At 42.3% G+C, this 19,721-nt stretch carries 18 protein-coding genes and 1 riboswitch; of the genes, 13 read left to right on the top strand and 5 right to left on the bottom strand.

Annotated features, from left to right (window positions below; translation table 11 throughout):
• Positions 1 to 14: 14 nt before the first annotated feature.
• The gene (locus ELZ61_RS08285; protein ID WP_126372858.1) at positions 15 to 863 is read left to right on the top strand and encodes an autotransporter outer membrane beta-barrel domain-containing protein; all 849 of its coding nucleotides are present in this window, start codon (positions 15 to 17) and stop codon (positions 861 to 863) included.
• An 81-nt stretch (positions 864 to 944) separates the two neighbouring features.
• Here ELZ61_RS08285 and thiE read toward each other — a convergent pair whose 3' ends face one another.
• From thiE to ELZ61_RS08265, 4 genes are all read right to left on the bottom strand, one after another.
• Positions 945 to 1,610, bottom strand: coding sequence for a thiamine phosphate synthase (gene thiE / locus ELZ61_RS08280; protein ID WP_126372856.1), 666 nt, complete (start codon positions 1,608 to 1,610; stop codon positions 945 to 947).
• Positions 1,603 to 2,421: a bifunctional hydroxymethylpyrimidine kinase/phosphomethylpyrimidine kinase gene (thiD, locus tag ELZ61_RS08275; RefSeq protein ID WP_126372854.1), complete on the bottom strand. Its 819-nt coding sequence runs from the start codon at positions 2,419 to 2,421 to the stop codon at positions 1,603 to 1,605. Before thiD ends, thiE begins: the two co-directional genes overlap by 8 nt.
• A gap of 9 nt (positions 2,422 to 2,430) precedes the next feature.
• Complete coding sequence (thiM, locus tag ELZ61_RS08270) at positions 2,431 to 3,231, bottom strand: hydroxyethylthiazole kinase (RefSeq protein WP_126372852.1); 801 nt, start codon at positions 3,229 to 3,231, stop codon at positions 2,431 to 2,433.
• Positions 3,232 to 3,318: 87 nt separating this feature from the next.
• Positions 3,319 to 4,646 (bottom strand): IS3 family transposase gene (locus tag ELZ61_RS08265; protein WP_126372850.1). Its coding sequence is split into 2 segments (ribosomal slippage): positions 3,319 to 4,196 and positions 4,196 to 4,646, totalling 1,329 coding nucleotides; the frame shifts between segments, so codons are not numbered across the junction.
• Positions 4,647 to 4,835: 189 nt separating this feature from the next.
• Positions 4,836 to 4,930, bottom strand: a riboswitch (TPP riboswitch).
• 308 nt (positions 4,931 to 5,238) lie between these two features.
• Between ELZ61_RS08265 and ELZ61_RS08260 the strand changes: the two genes are divergently transcribed.
• The 8 genes from ELZ61_RS08260 (at position 5,239) to uvrC (ending at position 14,800) form a co-directional block, all read left to right on the top strand.
• The gene (locus ELZ61_RS08260) at positions 5,239 to 5,739 is read left to right on the top strand and encodes an REP-associated tyrosine transposase (RefSeq protein ID WP_126372848.1); all 501 of its coding nucleotides are present in this window, start codon (positions 5,239 to 5,241) and stop codon (positions 5,737 to 5,739) included.
• 167 nt (positions 5,740 to 5,906) lie between these two features.
• Positions 5,907 to 8,339 carry a DNA internalization-related competence protein ComEC/Rec2 gene (locus ELZ61_RS08255; protein WP_126372846.1) on the top strand — a complete coding sequence of 811 codons (2,433 nt, stop codon included), beginning with the start codon at positions 5,907 to 5,909 and terminating at the stop codon, positions 8,337 to 8,339.
• A gap of 60 nt (positions 8,340 to 8,399) precedes the next feature.
• Positions 8,400 to 10,148: a lipid A ABC transporter ATP-binding protein/permease MsbA gene (msbA, locus tag ELZ61_RS08250; RefSeq protein WP_126372844.1), complete on the top strand. Its 1,749-nt coding sequence runs from the start codon at positions 8,400 to 8,402 to the stop codon at positions 10,146 to 10,148.
• A 60-nt stretch (positions 10,149 to 10,208) separates the two neighbouring features.
• The gene (gene lpxK, locus ELZ61_RS08245) at positions 10,209 to 11,219 is read left to right on the top strand and encodes a tetraacyldisaccharide 4'-kinase (protein WP_126372842.1); all 1,011 of its coding nucleotides are present in this window, start codon (positions 10,209 to 10,211) and stop codon (positions 11,217 to 11,219) included.
• Between the two features lie 71 nt (positions 11,220 to 11,290).
• Positions 11,291 to 11,500, top strand: a complete 210-nt coding sequence (locus ELZ61_RS08240; RefSeq protein ID WP_126372840.1) for a Trm112 family protein — start codon at positions 11,291 to 11,293, stop codon at positions 11,498 to 11,500.
• Positions 11,500 to 12,273, top strand: coding sequence for a 3-deoxy-manno-octulosonate cytidylyltransferase (gene kdsB, locus ELZ61_RS08235; RefSeq protein WP_126372838.1), 774 nt, complete (start codon positions 11,500 to 11,502; stop codon positions 12,271 to 12,273). The genes ELZ61_RS08240 and kdsB overlap by 1 nt, the downstream gene beginning before the upstream one ends.
• A 38-nt stretch (positions 12,274 to 12,311) precedes the next feature.
• Positions 12,312 to 12,920 carry a YidB family protein gene (locus ELZ61_RS08230; protein WP_126372837.1) on the top strand — a complete coding sequence of 203 codons (609 nt, stop codon included), beginning with the start codon at positions 12,312 to 12,314 and terminating at the stop codon, positions 12,918 to 12,920.
• Positions 12,921 to 12,967: 47 nt separating this feature from the next.
• Positions 12,968 to 14,800 carry an excinuclease ABC subunit UvrC gene (uvrC, locus tag ELZ61_RS08225; RefSeq protein ID WP_126372835.1) on the top strand — a complete coding sequence of 611 codons (1,833 nt, stop codon included), beginning with the start codon at positions 12,968 to 12,970 and terminating at the stop codon, positions 14,798 to 14,800.
• A gap of 124 nt (positions 14,801 to 14,924) precedes the next feature.
• On the opposite strand, the gene argS is transcribed toward uvrC, so the two are convergent.
• Entirely contained in the window at positions 14,925 to 16,658 is a 1,734-nt protein-coding gene (gene argS, locus ELZ61_RS08220; protein ID WP_103855279.1) for an arginine--tRNA ligase, read from the bottom strand.
• An 88-nt stretch (positions 16,659 to 16,746) separates the two neighbouring features.
• On the opposite strand from argS, the gene ELZ61_RS08215 reads away from it, so the two are divergent.
• From ELZ61_RS08215 to ELZ61_RS08200, 4 genes are all read left to right on the top strand, one after another.
• Positions 16,747 to 17,322 (top strand): VOC family protein, encoded by a 576-nt coding sequence (locus tag ELZ61_RS08215; protein WP_126372833.1) that lies wholly within the window; start codon positions 16,747 to 16,749, stop codon positions 17,320 to 17,322.
• A 42-nt stretch (positions 17,323 to 17,364) separates the two neighbouring features.
• Positions 17,365 to 17,826, top strand: a complete 462-nt coding sequence (locus ELZ61_RS08210; RefSeq protein WP_103853046.1) for an outer membrane lipoprotein — start codon at positions 17,365 to 17,367, stop codon at positions 17,824 to 17,826.
• Between the two features lie 183 nt (positions 17,827 to 18,009).
• Complete coding sequence (locus ELZ61_RS08205; RefSeq protein WP_126372831.1) at positions 18,010 to 18,738, top strand: DUF969 domain-containing protein; 729 nt, start codon at positions 18,010 to 18,012, stop codon at positions 18,736 to 18,738.
• Positions 18,735 to 19,715: a DUF979 domain-containing protein gene (locus ELZ61_RS08200; RefSeq protein WP_115249858.1), complete on the top strand. Its 981-nt coding sequence runs from the start codon at positions 18,735 to 18,737 to the stop codon at positions 19,713 to 19,715. The genes ELZ61_RS08205 and ELZ61_RS08200 overlap by 4 nt, the downstream gene beginning before the upstream one ends.
• Positions 19,716 to 19,721: the final 6 nt, after the last annotated feature.

Here is a 19,721-nt window from a genome sequence, read left to right as displayed (position 1 = left end):
TATCAAATACCGCATTGTCGGAACTTTCTGCACAAGGAAATGCAATATTACGCAGCGATCAACATTTAAACCAACGTTTGTTGCAAGAAGGTGGCGAGCAAACTCAAGTATGGACGAATGTCGATTATCAAGAGGCTGATTATCAATCAGATAATTACCGCGTTTATAAACAGCATAGTAACTACACTGAATTAGGTGTAGAAAGTGCTGTAAATGAGCAAGGCATTAGTTTAGGTGCGATAGTGTCGCAAACGCGCGGCAACATTGATTATGAGAATGCAAGCGGCAAGATGACTTATTCGCAAGCTACGGTTTATGCCAAAGTGCAAAGTGAGTCAGGTCTGTTTGTTGCGGCAGACATCGGTTATGGACGTTCTAATAATCGCATCACTTTAGATGAACAACGTGCTGATTTTAAACGTAATATCATTAGTTTTGGTGCAACATTAGGTAAGAAATGGGGGCTAGGATACCTCGATCTCAAAGCAATAGCTGGGGTACACTATCATCACCTCACGGCTGCTGATTATGAGCTGAAAGGTCGTGCGGTTCATACTCGAGCTTTAGATTTTGTTAATTATCACGCTGGTGCAGAATTGTCCAAAACTTGGCAGTGGAACACGCTTTCTATTTCACCGAGTCTTGCCCTTTATTATTTCGATGCGAGTCGTAAAACATTTAACAATGCGGTTACTGTGAATAACAACGGTTTACAGCAACAGTTTAATCGTGGCTGGCAGTATCAAGCAGGACTCAATTTGAATATGGGGGCTTGGTCAGTGGGGACAACCTTCTCTTATGAGAATGGTGATGAATCTTCTCACAGCCGCCAATTTGGTTTAAAAGTGGGTTATCGTTTTTAAGTTTGATAATTAAGCAAAATAAAAGGCATTCAATCTTGGTTGAATGCCTTTTTTGCTATTCACTTTTCATTAAGTGCGGTGTTATTTTGCCAAAATTTTTTGTATCGTAGCTGTAATATCTTCCGCTTGCATAATGTTCGATATCACCGCGACACCGTCAGCACCTGCTTGTAATAGAGCGGGAACCTGTTCCGTTTTTATTCCACCAATGGCAACCAAAGGCTTGTTGATGCCTTGCTGGCGCAAGGTGGAAATAAAGTGAATGCCCACAACAGGGGACGGATCTTCTTTAGAAAATGTGGTAAAAATTGGCCCACAGCCATAGTAATTCACGCCGAGAAAGGCGTTATGGCGTTGAGCTTGTTGCAAGGTATTGACGGATAAGCCAATTAACATTTTGCCTTCAATTTGTTGGGCTAATTGTTCTACAGGCGTATCTTTTTGCCCAACGTGAATGCCGTCTGCGTGCAACTTTTTTGCGAGTTGAACATCATTATTCATAATAAAAGGCACATTATACTGTTGGCATAAATCTTGGCATTGGCGAGCAAGTTGTTCAATTTTTTGCGGATCTTGCAAAGAAAATTGCCCTTTTTCACGAAATTGATAACAAGTAATGCCAGCCTTTAATGCCTGTTCTAAACGCTCTAACAGAGTTTGTTGTGGTTGGCTTGCATCATATTGTGGCAGATGACGGCAATCTTGCGTACCTGCTACTAAATAACAGCGTAAAATTGATTTATCCATTTTTTTGCTCCTGTGAATAAGCCCAGTGATTGGTTGGGCCGTGTCCGTGTCCGATATTTAAAGGGTGCGTGATGGCGCTGGTAATAAAGGCTTTGGCGGTTTTGCAGGCTTGTTCCAAAGATTGACCTTTGGCAAGTTCAGCGGTTAAGCAAGCGGAAAAAGTGCAGCCTGTGCCGTGGGTATGCGGCGTGTTAAAACGTGGGCTTTCCAAGACAAAAGATGTTGTCGGTGTGAAAATAAAATCTTGGCATACCGCACTTTCGCTGTTTTGCTGATGGCCACCTTTTATAATCACAGTTTTTGCACCCATTTGTTGTAAACGTTCAGCAATTTGCGCAATACTGTGTCGATCTTCAGCTTTTAATCCTGTTAAGGCTTCTGCTTCAGGCAGATTTGGCGTTAGCACATCGGCCAAAGGCAATAGTTGCTCACGCATCGCTTGAATTGCCGATTGTTCCAATAGACTTGCGCCCCCTTTGGCGATCATCACCGGATCGATAACCACATTCGCAAATGGGTGCTGGCGCAAAAAAGCGGTCACGGTTTGGATAATTTCAGCCGTGCCGAGCATACCAATTTTTACCGCATTGGGTGTGAAATCAGCCACAATCGCTTTGAGTTGTGCTTCAATGGTGCTAAGGGGGATTAAATGAATATCCGTTACGCCTAAGGTGTTTTGTGCAGTAACGGCAGTAATTACGCTCATTCCAAATACATTACGCATTTGAAAGGTTTTCAGATCTGCTTGAATACCCGCACCGCCGCCGCTATCTGAGCCAGCAATGGTCAGGGCTTGTGCAATATGAGTCATTGTTGCTCCTTATTCTTCTATGTGAACCTGTGCGAATTGTGCCACTTTTTGATCGCTCAGCTCGCCAAGCTGATCTAAAAGTGCAGTGTAAAACTGCCCATATTTTGTGCTTCCTAAGTCTTTCGCAGCCAGTTGCCCTGCCACCGCATAGGACGTACTGGCTTGCACTACTGCATTAAAAGGTTGGTTTGGATCGACCGCTAAAAATGCCCCTAACACTGCGCCAAGCAAACAACCTGAGCCCGTGATTTTAGGAAACATTGGTGTGCCGTTATCAATGGCCGCCACTTGCACGCCATCGCTGATGTAATCTACCGCACCGCTCACTGCCACAACACATTGATGACGTTGGGCGGCCAGTTTGGCAATTTGTGCCACATCGCCTTCACCTTGCCCTGCGTCCACGCCTTTCGCCGCCCAATTCACTCCTGCTAGCTGGGCGATTTCCCCTGCATTGCCACGAATAGCGGTGAATTTTACCTTGCTCAGTAATTCAGCCACCACGTCCTTGCGGTATTGCGTTGCGCCCACGCCCACAGGATCAAGCACCACTGGAATACCCGCTTTATTCGCTGCTTTACCAGCCGCCAACATTGCTTTCACCTTGAAAGGATCGAGCGTGCCAATGTTAATCACCAAGGCAGCACTAAATTGAGCAAGATCCGCCATTTCTTCTTCGGCATCCGCCATAATTGGTGATGCACCCAAAGCTAACAACCCATTCGCTACATAGTTTGCCACCACAATGTTGGTGATGTTGTGGATTAAAGGATTGGTTTGGCGAATTTTCGTGATTAAATTAAAGTCCATTTTTTTCTCCTATGAATAAAAATCAAGCGTAAAAAAAGCCCAGTCCTGATCTGCCCCCAAAAAGTTAGACTATATTCTAATTTAATTTTAATTCAAGGACTGAGTTCTGTATTCCACAGGGCTTAGTCCTTTGAGCTTCACTTGAATACGCTCATTGTTGTAGTAATGAATGTACTCGTGAATCACTTTTTCAAGCTGTTCAAAGGTTTCAAACCGCTTGCCAAAGTAACATTCCGTCTTCAATCGCCCGAAAAAGCTTTCCATCGCACCATTATCAAGGCAATTACCTTTTCTCGACATACTTTGCTTAATACCGTATTTTTTCAATATCTCCTGATAACCCATCATTTGATACTGCCATCCTTGGTCGGAATGCAGTATCGGTTTTTCCCCCGCTAATCGGTTCACCGCCTGGGTCAACATTCTGGTTATCTGCTCAAAATTCGGACTTCTCGCCACATTATAAGCAATAATTTCGTTATTAAACAAGTCTTTAATCGGCGATAAATACACTTTGCCTTCCGCACATTTGAACTCGGTGATATCCGTTACCCACTTCTCATTCGGCATCGTTGCCGTAAAATCCCGTTGCAACAGATTATCGGCAATTTGTCCCACTTTGCCTTGGTAAGAACGATATTTTTTCTGCTTACTTTTTCCTTTTAACCCCAAACGTTGCATTATCGCTTGCACCCTTTTGTGGTTGATAATCAAGTATTTCCTTAATTCCAAGGTAATTCGACGATAACCATAATTTTCGTCATTTTTGCGATAAATTTCCTCTATTTTCTGTGAAATCGCTACATTTTTATCCGACTTTGGCTTGAGATGATAAAAGAACGAACTGCGTGCCAATCCGATTAGCCTGAGTAACAATTCCAACGGGAAACGCGAGCGTAAGGCATTTACGATGACGGCTTTTTCTGCATTTTTTGTTGGTTGAGTTCCTGCAACTTTTTTAGCATTGTATTCTCCGCTTCTAATTCCAAAATTCGGTAACGCAAGCGTTCTTCTTCTGTTTTGGGCGTTGGTGGCATTTTAGGTGAGTTGAGTTTCATACTTGGACGACCTTTAGGTTTGAGTAATAACCCATCTATACCTTGTTTTTCAAAGCGTTGCAACCATTGACTAATTATCCCTGAACTGGGGATATCAAAGCGAAAGCAGGCGGCTTCAGCGGAGCACTGGCCTTTTTTGATAGCTTGAATAACCTTTAATTTAAACTCAACAGAATAATATCGTTTTTTACCTAACACAGCTAATCCATTGATTCCATTATGATTAAATTTCGCAATCCAACGTGCTAACGTTCTTTGGGGAAGCTGAAAATACTGGCGAGTAAGCGAACGGTTTTTTCCATTTTGATGATAAAAGTCGAGCACTTGTTGTTTGAAACGTTGAGTATATTTAGTCATAAAAAATCTGCACCTTAATCAGTTGGTTGTTTAGTCCAACTTTTGGGGTGCAGATCATCCCATTGCCTTTATAATAAAAAATCATCTATAAAATCAATGTGATAGGGAATGATGTTGTGGAATGACAATTTGAAAATAAAAAAGGGAAGAATAAAGTGCGGTTAAAAATAGACAGATTTTTTACAAAAAGCGTTTTCATAATAAGTTTCCTACGTCAGTGCTAACTGGATCAGGTTCAACGGGTATTATCTCAGCTACACAAGGCAGCACCCCGACTATTAATGGCTTCACTCTACAAAGAAATAAACAGAAACACAATCTCACCACTCAGAATTTCCGCATTTTGCATAAAGTATTTTTCCGTTTTGCGAGCAAGATCGCAAAAATTGTTTAACAAGATTGCGAAAGTGCGGTGCTTTTTTCATCATATTTTTATTTGTAATGGTAAGTTGTCATTTTATGTAAGTAGGCGTAGGGTGGGCTTTAGCCCACCATTTGGAATTGAATAACCTTGTTATTGCTAATACCGATAAAAATGGTGGGCTAAAGCCCACCCTACGTTTCTACGTTTCTTATGAGAGGGTCAGAAATAATGCCAAATTATCGGAGAGATTTTACAAAAGGCGCGTGTTATTTTTTTACATTGACATTGCAAGATCGTACAAAATGTTATCTTACTCAGCATATAGAAAAATTACGGCAAGCCTATCAAGAAACAGTGAGAAGGTATCCCTTTGAAACCATCGCAATTTGTGTGTTACCTGATCATCTGCATTTCATAATGCAATTACCACAGGATGATGATAATTATTCTAAGCGTATTGCTTTTTTTAAAACGGTATTTACGAAATTATTACCAAAGGCGTATCGCAATGAGAACCAAAGTCGAATAAAAAAGCGAGAAGCCGGAATATGGCAAAGACAATTTTGGGAGCATCGTATCCGTGATGAACTAGATTTGAACAATCATTTAGACTATATCTATTTCAATCCTGTTAAACACGGTTATGTTAATGCTCCCAAAGATTGGCCGTTTTCCTCATTTCGAAGAGATGTTGAAAGAGGATTTTTTCCATTGAATTGGGGTAGTTAATAAAAGGTGTAATCGGAGTGGCATAGAGCGTAGGGTGGGCTTTAGCCCACCGTTTTTATCAAGGTAGGCAATGCCAAGGTTATTCAATCCTAAGTGGTGGGCTGAAGCCCACCCTACGATTTACAACGATTTTTGTTTATAAAGGTAATTTTTAATCTTATATAGGAATGAAATTTTCGCTGAAATTAGATGTAATTTTATGGCTGGTGATTGGTGCAGGCTTGAGTTTGCTTTATGTGCCGAAAGCCTTATTGCTTGGTGTTGAGTTAATGCTTTGCACTGTGGGAATTGGGATCTTAGCTGTTTTAACAGCCTATCTTTTCGCCTATTATAAAATCGCAAAAGGGCTGGTTTATGGCGTGATTTTTGTATTGAGTCTAGGGTATTTTCATCATCAAGCGCTGAAAATTTTGAGCCAAGCGGAGCAGAGTGCCAGTTTAAACAGGATCAGCATTCCAATTAAGATCGAGAAAATCTTACATCAGCAAGATTATCAAACTGTGATCGCCACTGGGAAATTGGCAGAAAATTTACCTAGCCAGCGAATATATTTGCAATGGCAAAACTCAGAGAAAAATTTGGAAAATAAGGCAGCAGAGCAAATTAAAGCAGGGCAAATTTGGCAAGCGGAATTATTGCTCAAACCCTTATCAGGCCGTTTAAATCAAGGGGGCTTTGATCGGCAAAAATGGTATTTTTCACAAGGTATCACAGCCTATGGCAGAGTAAAAAGTGCGGTGCAAATTTCGCAAGATTTTGCGTGGCGAGAGCGATTATTGCAGGCCAGTTTTCAGCAGACTCAAGGCTTACCAATGCAAGGATTATTGTTGGCGCTGGGCTTTGGCGAACGGGCGTGGCTTAATACTAAGCATTGGCAAATTTATCAGAAAACCAACACCGCACATTTAATTGCTATTTCGGGTTTGCATATTGGTTTGGCAATGTTGTTTGGCTTTGCTCTCGCAAGAGGGTTGCAGTTTTTCTTGCCCACGCACCGAATTGGGGCGATTTCCCCATTATTATGCAGTTTTTTCATTGCATCAATTTATGCGCAACTGGCAGGGTTCTCCATTCCTACATTAAGGGCGTTACTTGCCTTGGGGTTGGTATGTCTGATCCGAGTGCTACGCTGTTATTATACGCCTTGGCAATATTTTCAATGTGTGGTGGCATTGCTCATTTTATGGGATCCACTGATGTTACTTTCCGTGAGTTTTTGGCTTTCCGCAGGGGCGGTGGCAAGCCTGATTTTGTGGTATCAACTTGTGCCGTTAGATTTAATCCAATGGCAAATTTATCCCATTAAAAATCAGTGGGTGAAAAAAATCCTACGCTGGATTTTTTCCTTATTTCATCTCCAACTCGGTTTGTTATGTTTATTTACCCCAATTCAGCTTTATTTTTTTCACGGAACGTCCTTGGCGGGAATGGTGGCTAACCTGTTAGCCGTGCCTGTGTTTAGTTTATGTCTTGTGCCAATGGTACTGTTTGCGGTGTTGAGCCAAGGCGCGTTTAATTCGTGGCAAGGGGCGAATTATTTAGCAGAAAAAATCACGGCGTTACTCAGTCAATGGCAAGGGAATTGGATGGATTTGTCAGAAAATCAATCGCAATGGATCGTTATTTTGTTGCTCATTTTGGGGCTGGGGTATGCGTTTTATTTGCAAAAATTGCCACAAAAAATAGCGAAAAAATCGATCTTAGCAGGGAAAAAGACAATCTCTCTCAATGCAGAAAAATTGCCCAGTCCGTTATTTTTACAAAGAATGAAGCCTATTTTTGCTGGGTTACTTGGAATAATGCTGATGAATTTGGCATGGCAAGAGATAAATGCGCCTAAATGGCGATTGGAAACCCTAGATGTCGGGCAGGGCTTGGCAACATTATTGGTGAAAAATCAGCGTGGCATTTTATATGATACGGGTGCAGCGTGGCGTGGCGGAAGTATGGCAACGCTAGAAATTTTGCCTTATTTGCAACGGCAGGGGATTGTGCTAGATAAGCTGATTTTGAGCCACGATGATAATGATCATTCAGGGGGCGCTAGTGCGATTTTACAGGCGTTCCCACATGCTGAATTGATCACGCCGTCAGAAAAAAATCACACAAAAAACCACCGCACTTTTTGTACTCAGGGGCAACAATGGCAATGGCAAGGATTACACATTACCGCGCTTTCCCCACAAAAGATTCGCAAGCGTGCAGAAAATCCAGATTCTTGCGTGTTGTTGATTGATGATGGCAATCGAAAGGTGCTTTTAACTGGTGATGCTGATAGCCAAACAGAGCGACAATTTGCTGATTTAGCTGGAAAAATAGAGATATTGCAAGTGGGGCATCACGGCAGTAAAACCTCTAGCAGTGAATATTTGCTTAAAACAACGCAGCCTAAGATCGCATTGATTTCGAGTAGCCGTGGTAATCCTTGGCACTTCCCTCATTCCGTGGTGTTGGAACGCCTAAAAGCACAACAAAGTGCGGTGTATAATACGGCAGATTTTGGGCAGATCAGCCTGTTATTTTTCCCCGAACAGATAAAAATTTATACCGCAAGATCGGAATTTTCCCCTTGGTATAGGGGATTAAGTATCGGGGATTAATTGGCTTGTCGGCAAAATAAGGGTAAAATGGCGAAGTTTTTTAACTGAAATGAATCAATTATGCAAGATAAAGACTTAACAACGCTGCAAACTTTCAAACGCTTATGGCCGATTATTGCACCTTTTAAAGCTGGCTTAATTGCCGCAGCAATTACCTTAGTATTCAATGCCTTAGCTGATGCTTCTCTTATTCAAATGCTTAAACCATTGCTTGATGACGGTTTTGGCAAGGCGGACGTGAGCTTTTTACGCATAATGGCTGTGGTGGTGGTGCTGTTGATTATTGTGCGTGGCGTAACAAGTTTTGTTTCAACTTATTGTTTAGGCTGGGTGTCAGGCAAAGTGGTGATGACCATTCGCCGCCGTTTATTCAAGCATTTAATGTATATGCCCGTGCCGTTTTTTGATCAAAACTCCGCAGGCAAATTGCTTTCGCGCATTACTTACGATAGCGAACAAGTCGCCAATTCATCATCGGGATCCTTGGTGACCATTGTGCGCGAGGGGGCGTATATTATCTCTTTACTTGGCGTGATGATTTATACCAGTTGGCAGCTTTCTTTGGTGCTTTTCGTGATTGGGCCGATTATTGCGGTGCTAATTCGTATGGTATCGAAAAAATTCCGTGAGTTAGGTAAAAATATGCAAAACTCAATGGGTGAGCTGACGTCTTCCGCAGAACAAATGCTGAAAGGGCATCGCGTGGTGCTTTCTTTTGGTGGACAAAAAATTGAAGAAGAACGCTTTAATAAAGTGAGTAACGATATGCGTCGCAAGGGAATGAAAGTGATGGTGGCTGATGCCATTTCTGATCCCGTAGTGCAAATTATCGCTTCATTTGCTTTATCGGCGGTGCTGTATTTAGCCACAGTGCCTGAAATTATGAGCCAAAATTTAACCGCAGGTTCGTTCACGGTGGTGTTTTCTTCAATGTTGGCGATGATGCGACCGTTGAAATCGCTCACCAATGTGAACGCACAATTTCAACGCGGAATGGCAGCCTGTCAAACCCTGTTTTCTATTTTAGATATGGAAACGGAAAAGGATAACGGCACTTATGAAGTGGAAAAAGCGAAAGGAAATATTGTTTTCAAAGACGTTACGTTTAGCTATTCAGGCAAAGATCACCCTACGTTAAATCATATTTCCTTTGAAATTCCGCAAGGCAAAACCGTGGCGTTGGTTGGGCGTTCAGGCTCAGGAAAATCGACTATTGCCAATTTGGTTACGCGTTTTTATGAGATTGAACAAGGGGAAATCACCCTTGATGGCGTGAATATTCAAGATTACACGCTGAATAATCTGCGTGAAAACTGTGCGGTGGTATCACAGCAAGTGCATTTATTTAATGACACCATTGCCAATAATATTGCCTATGCTGCGGCGGATAAATACAGCCGTGAAGATATTATCAAAGCGGCTAAAGCGGCGCACGCAATGGAATTTATTGAAAAATTAGAAGATGGCTTAGACACCGTGATTGGCGAAAACGGTGCAAGTTTATCAGGCGGACAACGTCAGCGCTTGGCGATTGCTCGTGCTTTGTTGCGTAACTCCCCTGTATTGATTTTAGATGAAGCAACCTCTGCATTGGATACAGAATCTGAACGTGCAATTCAAGCGGCGCTTGAAGAATTGCAAAAAGAGCGCACGGTTTTAGTGATTGCCCATCGTTTATCCACCATTGAAAAAGCCGATGAAATTTTGGTGATTGAACACGGTGAAATCAAAGAACGTGGCACGCATCAAGAGTTGCTCGCATTAAATGGTGTTTACAAACAGCTACATCAAATGCAATTTAATCATTAATACTATATTGGTGTACGAATTTTCCGCGTACACCAATCTATCCATTTTAATGAGGTGATAATGAGTTTTTGGTATCAATCCAACCTTTTGGCAAAGGCGCTGAAGTGGTTATTATCACCTTTCGCCCTGTTATTTTTACTCATCACCCGCCTGCGTGCGTGGCTATATCAGCGCGGCATTTTGGCTTCTTACAAAGCGCCTGTGCCTGTGGTGATTGTGGGCAATTTATCCGTGGGTGGAAACGGCAAAACCCCTGTGGTCATCTGGCTAGTGCAACAATTACAGCAACGAGGCATTCAAGTTGGCGTGATTTCGCGCGGTTATGGGAGCAAAGCAAAAAGTTATCCCCGTTTGGTGGCAAGCCACGATGATCCTGTGGAAACAGGCGATGAACCCTTATTAATTGCCAAACGCACTAATGCCCCTGTGTGTATTTCACCAAATCGTCAGCAAGCGATAGAACATTTACTCGCGCATTTTCCTTGCCAAGTGATTATTAGTGATGACGGCTTACAACATTATAAATTGCAACGAGATAAAGAAATTGTGGTGCTTGATGCGCAGCGCCAATTTGGCAATGGTTTTGTGTTGCCCGCAGGGCCACTGCGTGAGCCAATTTGCCGTTTAAAATCTGTCGATTGGGTTATCAATAATGGCGCAGAAACGTCTTTTAGCCAAACGGTAATGACATTAACACCGCAGGTTGCCATTCATTTGCAAACAGGGGAAAAGCGTCCTTTGAAGGATTTTGCCCAACAAAAGATCACAGCCATTGCAGGCATTGGCAACCCACAGCGTTTTTTCACAATGTTACAAAAATTGGCGATAAATGTTGTGGAAAGCCAAGCCTTTCAAGATCATCAGGCTTATGATTTAGCGTTATTTGAAAAATTTAATAAAAACCAACCGCTCTTTATGACCGAAAAAGATGCGGTTAAATGCCAACATTTTGCGCAACCCAATTGGTGGTATGTGCCTGTTGAAGCAGAAATTAATGATGAACAAAGTGAACAATTTATCGCCGCGTTGATCCAACAAGTAAAAACTGCGTCAAAAAGCACCGCACTTTGATTTATCTGTTTTATGCACCGCCTGATAAAGCGGTTAAACATCGCCTTCTGAAAAGAAGTGGAGAAACTTTAATGAACGAAAAACTACTCGATATTCTCGCTTGCCCGATTTGTCAAGGGCGTTTGAAATATGACAAAGAAAATGAACAGCTGATTTGCACCTTTGAACAACTAGCTTATCCTATTGAGCAGGGCATTCCAGTGTTATTAGCGGAGCGTGCAATTTCCTTGCAACCAGAAAACGAGAAACAAGAAAAAGCGCAACAAGAAGGAGCAGAATAATGGCAAAATTCACGGTAATTATCCCTGCACGTTTTGCTTCAAGTCGCTTACCGGGTAAGCCTTTGGCAGATATTGCAGGCAAACCAATGATCGCTCACGTTTGGCAAAAAGCACAGCAATCAGGCGCGAGCCGTGTGGTGGTGGCAACAGATAACCAAGCTGTGGCGCAAGCCGTGCAAGCCTTCGGCGGTGAAGTTTGTATGACTTCAGAACATCACAATTCAGGCACAGAACGCTTGGCGGAAGTGGTGGAGAAATTAGCCCTTGCCGATGATGAAATTGTAGTGAATATTCAAGGTGATGAGCCATTAATTCCCCCAGTGATCGTGCAGCAAGTGGCGGATAATTTAGCAAAAAATGGTGTGAAAATGGCGACCCTTGCCGTCCCACTGAATGATGCGGAAGAATTATTTAACCCAAATGTGGTGAAGGCGGTGGCGGACCAATCGGGCAATGTATTATATTTTTCTCGCGCGCCGATCCCTTGGAATCGCGACCAGTTTGCCGGCTTATCTGATGAACAAAAAACGCAACTTGTGCTGCAAAGCCAGTATTTACGCCACATTGGCATTTATGCTTACCGTGCAGGCTTTATCAAGCAATATGTACAATGGCAACCTTCAGCGTTAGAAAATATCGAATCTTTAGAGCAACTTCGCGTGTTGTGGTATGGCGAAAAAATTCATATTGATTTAGCCAAAGAAGTGCCTGCAGTAGGCGTGGATACGCCAGAAGATTTAGAAAAAGTGCGGTCTATTTTAGGACATTATTAATTCATCTTTCATCATTCATTTAAACTAAGGAAAACAAAATGTTAGACAAAATTTTAGGTTCAGTTTTAGGTTCTGTATTAGGGAATAATTCAGCGCCGCAAGGGCAGGGTAATGTGGTGAGCGAAGTGTTGCAACAGTTATTGCGTTCACAAGGCGGTGTGCAAGGCATTTTTGCTAAGTTACAACAAGATGGTTTAGGTGGATTGCTAGACAGCTGGATCGGCACGGGTTCAAACCAAACGATGACAAGAAATGAAGTAAGCCAAACTTTTGGGCAGAATACTATTGAAGATATTGCCCAACAAACAGGAATTAGTACTAATCAAACAGAAGATATTATTTCTCAAGTGTTACCGAGTTTAATTGATATGCTAACACCAAATGGGCGTCAAGGCGGCGTGTCGGCAGATAATTTAACTCAATCAATGCAGGCTCACAACGATAATTCGCAAGATGTGCTAGGTTCTGTGTTAGGTGGCATTTTCGGTGGTTCATCAACTCAAAGTGAAAAAAATGGCTCACCTTTAGGCGATTTGTTTAACCAAATTTTAAACACGCCAACACAAACAAGCCAAACGCAAGAAGAAAGCTCAAATGATGATTTAGCCAAAGACATCAACGCAATTCTCAACAATTTCTTCAAATAATTTTTAGGGCGGCTCAATTCCGCCCTGCTCAATCATTAATAACCAAAATGACCTTTGATGCCAAAAAGTTTCTTGCTAACGTAACCCACGATCCTGGTGTTTATCGTATGTATGACGATAAAGATCAGGTGATTTATGTGGGCAAAGCCAAAGATTTAAAAAAACGTTTATCCAGTTATTTTCGGGCGAATTTATCCAGTAAAAAAACGGAAGCCTTAGTCGCCAGCATTCATCGTATTGAAACCACCATCACATCAAGCGAAACAGAAGCCTTGCTGTTAGAGCATAATTATATTAAAACCTATCAGCCACGCTATAACGTGCTATTGCGTGATGACAAATCGTACCCTTATATTTTGCTCACCAAAGAACGCCACCCGAGAATCACTGCCTATCGGGGAAGCAAAAAAATTCAAGGCGAATATTTTGGCCCTTATCCTAATGCAGGAGCAGTGCGTGAAACCCTTTCTTTATTGCAAAAATTGTTCCCTGTACGGCAATGTGAAAATTCCGTTTATCGCAATCGCTCACGCCCTTGCTTGCAATATCAAATTGGACGCTGTTCTGCGCCTTGCGTGCCGGGCTATATTTCCGATGAAGATTACAATCAACAAGTGAATTTTGCGCGTCTTTTCTTGCAAGGCAAAGATCAGCAAGTGCTAGATCATCTTGTGGCAAAAATGGAGCAAGCGAGCCAAGCGTTGAATTTTGAAGAAGCGGCACGCATACGGGATCAAATCCAAGCGGTGCGCGCAGTGATCGAAAAACAATTTGTCAGCAATGATCGCCTTGATGATATTGATATTATCGCCATCGCCTACCAACTTGGTATTGCTTGCGTGCAGGTGCTGTTTATTCGACAAGGCAAGATTTTGGGCAACCGCAGTTACTTCCCAAAAGTGCCAGCCAATACGGATTTATCCGAACTCACCGCCACGTTCGTGGGGCAATTTTATTTGCAAGCACACCAAGGGCGAACCGTGCCGAACACCATTATTGTGGATCATAAATTGGTAGAAAAAGCTCAATTAGAAACCCTGCTCGCCGAACAGGCAGGGCGCAAAGTACAAATTCAAGACAGCGCCAAAGGGGATAAAAGTAAATATTTACAGCTTGCGCAAATGAATGCGAAAGCCGCGCTGGTTACCCAACTGAAACAATCTACGCTGATCCACGAACGTTATCAAGCGTTGCAAGATTTGCTTGGCGTTGAAAAAATCCAACGAATGGAATGTTTTGACATCAGTCACACAATGGGTGAACAAACCATCGCTTCTTGCGTGGTGTTTAATCAAGATGGGCCGCTAAAATCCGATTACCGCCGTTTTAATATTACGGGCATCACGGGCGGTGATGATTATGCTGCAATGGAACAAGCCTTATTGAAACGCTATGATAAAGATCTGGACGCAGAAAAAATTCCTGATGTGATTTTTATTGATGGCGGTAAAGGGCAGCTTAACCGCGCCTTGCAAGTGTTCGATCAACTGAGCGTAAAATGGGACAAAAAACGACCGCACTTAATTGGTGTAGCAAAAGGTGTGGATCGCCGTGCAGGCCTAGAAACGCTCATCATCAGCAAGCAAGATCGCGAAATCAACTTGCCGCCAGACAGCCTTGCCTTGCACTTAATCCAACATATCCGTGATGAAAGCCATAACCACGCCATCAGCGGACACCGCAAAAAACGCCAAAAAGCCTTCACCCAAAGTGGATTAGAAACCATCGAAGGTGTTGGCGCAAAACGCCGCCAAGCGCTATTAAAATACCTTGGCGGAATGCAAGGCGTGAAAAAAGCCACCCTTGACGAAATCGCTTCTGTACCAGGTATATCAAAAGCGCTAGCAGAGAAAATTTTTGAGGCGATGAAGGGGGAGTAGATCGCTAATTAGAAATTATTCAATATTATTGGAATAAAATTTGAGAAAAAGTACCGCGCTTGTGTTTTTTGTAGAAAAAAATAAGCAGTCGATAAAGACTGCTTATTCATTTTAGAGAGAAAAATCACATTTTCTCAACAGTTTTAATCCCCAACAGATCCAACCCTTGTTTTAAGGTTTTCTCTGTGAGTAAGGCCAATTTCAAACGGCTGAGTTTAATGCTTTCATCTTCATTGTTAAGAATTGGGCAATGTTCGTAGAAACTGGAGAACACGCCAGCTAATTCATAAAGATAGGCGCAAAGAATATGTGGTGAACCTTCTTTTGCCACTTGTTGGATTGCTTCTTCAAACTGGAGCAATTTAATGGCTAAAGCACGCTCTTTTTCATCGACTACTTTGATTGGCGCATCTGCAAGCTGTGCAGGGCTAATGCCGGCTTTGTTGAAAATGGAGCGGATACGCGTGTAAGCATATTGCATATAAGGTGCGGTGTTGCCTTCAAAGCTGAGCATATTATCCCAATCAAACACATAATCAGTGGTGCGATTTTTGGATAAATCCGCATATTTCACTGAACCAATTCCCACCGCTTCCACTACGGCTGATTTTTCCTCAGGAGAAAGTGCGGTGCTTTTTTCGCTAATTAATTTATCCGCGCGCTCAATGGCTTCATCAAGAAGATCGGCTAATTTTACTGTGCCACCACTGCGTGTTTTGAACGGTTTGCCGTCTTTACCAAGCATCATTCCAAAGTTTTTATGCTCTAATTGGAAGCTCTCTGGCACATAACCTGCTTTGCGGGTAATCAGCCACGCTTGTTGCATATGCTGGCTTTGACGGGTATCCGAGAACACCAATACGCGATCGGCTTTTAAGGTTTCATAACGATATTTGGCGGCGGCGATGTCTGTGGTGGTGTATAAAAAACCACCATCTTTTTTCTGCACGATCACGCCCATTGGATCGCCATCTTTGTTTTTAAATTCATCAAGATAAACCACCAATGCGCCGTCATCTTCCACGGCCAATCCTTGCGCTTTTAAATCTTCCACAATAGCAGGCAACATTGGGTTATACAGGCTTTCGCCCATCACATCTTTTTCTGTCAGAGTAACGTTTAGGCGATCGTAATTGCGTTGATTTTGTTGCATTGTAATATCAACCAATTTTTTCCACATTGCGCGACAGTATTCATCGCCACTTTGCAATTTCACCACATAACCACGGGCTTTTTCAGCAAAGGCTTCATCGTTGTCGTAATGTTCTTTCGCCGCACGGTAAAAGGCTTCTAAATCGCTTAATTCCATTTCACTGGCGTGTTCATTTTCCATTTTTTCTAAATAGGCGATAAGCATACCGAATTGCGTTCCCCAGTCGCCAACGTGATTCGCACGGATCACGTTATGCCCTAAAAATTCGAGGGTACGCACCACAGCATCACCAATAATGGTTGAACGCAAATGCCCAACGTGCATTTCTTTTGCCACATTAGGGGAAGAATAATCCGCCACGATGGTTTCTTTTTTGTCCGTGTGAATGCCAAGGTGATCGTCTTTTAATGCGGTTTGCACGTTATCCGCAAGCCAAGTTGGTGAAAGGAAAATATTAATAAAGCCAGGGCCTGCAATTTCAATTTTGTCGGCAATAGGGCTAAGGTCAAGATGTTCTAGCACTTTTTGCGCAAATTCACGGGGATTTAAACCCAATTTTTTCGCCGCCGCCATAATGCCGTTAGCTTGATAATCGCCAAATTGTGGTTTGTTAGATTGGCGTACTAGGGCTTCGCATTGTTCATCAGCCCCTGCTTGGATCATCGCGTGCTTAATTTTGTCAGATAAAATGGATTGAATATTCACGGTTTATCCTTAATTTTTAATTGTGAAAATAAAATAATCCGCTATGATACCTTCTTTCTGAATTAAGACAAAGACAAAGCAAGAAAAAATGACAAGTGCGGTGCAAAATTTTTCATTTTTTGACAACCCTTTCTTTTCCTACGATGAGTTTGCCAAATTTGAGCAGCATATTTTACAACTAGCGGAAAAAATGGCGTTGCCGTTGCAAGATTATGTGATTGATCATCTTGCGGTGCGTGTGAACAGCGAGCAATCCGCGCAACGCTGGCTCAGTGAGTTATTAAAGTGCGGTAAAATTTTAAGTAATAATTTAGTCAATGGGCGAAAAATTTATCTTATTCAATTAGATACGCCATTAACTTTTGCCAATCAGCAAGTGCAAATCGTGGAATTGCCGTTCCCGAAAAATAAACAATATCCACAAGAAGGATGGGAGCATATTGAAGCGGTTATGCCTTTTTTGCCTAAGGAAACAGCAAATGCGTGGATTGAACGGATAAATTCACATTTTTTATGGAACAAAATGACAGATGTGCGCGTCAAAGTGAGTGAACCTAAGGTAGAGGGTGAAACGCTCCCAAATCCTTCAATTGCAGTGAGTGGTGATAACGCCGCGTGCATTAAGGTGCATCCTTATCATATTAAGACGATTGTGGCGTCTTGATAAGGGAATAAAGATAATTAGTTAAATAAAGGTGTATTTCTTATGAAAAAAATGAGTTTAGCATTAGCGATTTTAATGAGCTTGGGCTTAGCAGGTTGCGCAAATCAGGATATTTACAGCGGTGATGTGTATTCTGGCGGACAAGCAAAAGAAGCGCGTTCAATCAGCTATGGCACAATCGTTTCTGTAAGAGCGGTGAAAATTCAAGCGGAAAATGAAGGTGTGATCGGCACAGTTGGTGGTGGTGTGCTTGGTGGTATCGCAGGTTCTGGCATTGGCGGCGGCACAGGTCAAGCTATTGCAACAGCTGTAGGCGCAATCGCGGGTGCGGTAATTGGTAGCAAAGTAGAAGAAAAAGCAAGCCAAGTGAATGCACAAGAATTAGTGATCCGAAAAAATGATGGTAAACAAATTGTTGTTGTACAAAAATACAACGAAAAATTTGTTCCGGGTGCAAAAGTTCAAATCGTAGGCGATTCAAAACTTAATGTATCGGTGATGTAATTTTTTCTTTTAACAAAGTGCGGTGATTTTTCACCGCATTTTTTATGCGCTAAAAATGTGATCTAGCTCTCTAATCTCGTCAAACTCTGTTTACAATTCGTTAACACTTCCATATATTCTTTCAAGATGGTTGATTCTCAACCGCATTTTTTCTTTTTATCCTATGTTATGGAGGTCTGATTTATGGATAGCGCAACGCTACTTCCTTTGGTGGGTATTCCCATTGTTGTAATTGGGTTTGCCTTACGTTTTAATCCCCTACTTGTGGTGGTTGCGGCAGGTTTAGCCACAGGTTTAATGGTGGGAATGGATTTTGGTCTGTTACTGGAAACTTTCGGTGAAAAATTCATTAACAGCCGTTCTCTTGCCACATTTATCCTGATTTTGCCGGTTATTGGATTATTAGAATATTACGGCTTGAAAGAACGCGCTCAGGCTTGGGTGGCGAAAATGGCAAGTGTTACTTCAGCACGTATTTTAATGCTTTATTTTGTTATGCGTGAAGCCACCGCAGCATTAGGTTTGATGTCTTTAGGGGGACATGCGCAAACCGTTCGTCCTTTGCTTGCACCGATGACAGAAGGGGCAGCGGTCAATAAATATGGTGATTTACCACAACATATTCGCGATAAAATCAAAGCCCATTCCGCTGCCTGCGACAATATTGCCGTATTCTTTGGAGAAGATATTTTTATCGCCTTTGGTGCGGTATTGCTGATTGATGCTTTCTTGAAAGAAAACGGTATCACCAGTGTAGAACCATTACACATTGGATTATGGGCAATTCCAACGGCGATTGCGGCATTAGTGATTCATATGTTCCGCCTTGTACGCCTTGATGCGAGTATTCATCGCGATGTATTGGCGTGGCAAGCCCAAACAGGTAAAGCAACAGAGGAGGCGAGCAAATGACCTTAATCAGCATTAATTCCGTTTATTATTTAATTGGCATTATTGTGATGATGCTCGTGGTAATGACCTTGCGTGATAAAGCAAATGCTAAACGATTTACCACAGCACTTTTCTGGTTCTTATTTGGCAGCATTTTCTTATTTAGTGATCTTATGATCGCCACCTTAGGAAAAGCACTTACTTACCGCATTGTTGGCGCAGTTGTAATCGTCATTGCGTTATTGGCTGGACTTGGCTTAGTGGGTAAAGGTGAATACCCAATGGCAACTGACGAGCAACGTGAAGCTTCATCAAATAAATTGAAAAACTGGTTATTCTTACCTGCAGTACTCATTCCTGTGGTAACGGTGATCGGAACGATCTTCCTGAAAGGCGTATCCATCGGTGGCGTATTCTTGCTTGATCAAAAATATCTCACCCTTGCCGCATTATGCTTAGCTTGTATCACCGCATTATTAGTCGGCTGGAAACTCACAGGCGGTTCACCATTGCAAGCGGTAAGCCAATCTAGACGTTTGGTGGACACCATTGGCTGGGCAGCAATTTTACCGCAAATGTTGGCAATGTTAGGCGGCGTATTCGTGGCGGCAAACACTGGGGAATCGGTGCAAAAAGTGGTGAGCTTGTTTATCGATCCAAATAATCGTTTCTTACTCGTTGCCACTTATTGCTTAGGAATGGCGCTCTTCACAATGATTATGGGTAACGCCTTTGCTGCTTTCCCAGTGCTAAGTGCGGGGATTGCCCTGCCGTTTTTAGTGACGATGCACAATGCAGATCCAGCACCGCTGTTTGCGATTGGTATGTACGCAGGCTATTGCGGTACATTAATGACCCCAATGGCAGCAAACTTTAATATCGTACCTGCCGCATTGTTAGAATTAAAAGATAAATATCAAGTGATCAAAGTGCAGATTCCTTCTGCGGTATCTATTTTGATCGCCAATATTATTCTGATGTATTTCATTATTTTTTAGGGAGCA

Source organism: Avibacterium volantium (assembly GCF_900635775.1).
GTDB classification, from domain to species: Bacteria; Pseudomonadota; Gammaproteobacteria; order Enterobacterales; family Pasteurellaceae; genus Avibacterium; species Avibacterium volantium.
Note: the sequence above shows the minus strand (reverse complement) of the source record. Positions and strands in the feature narration are given on the sequence as shown.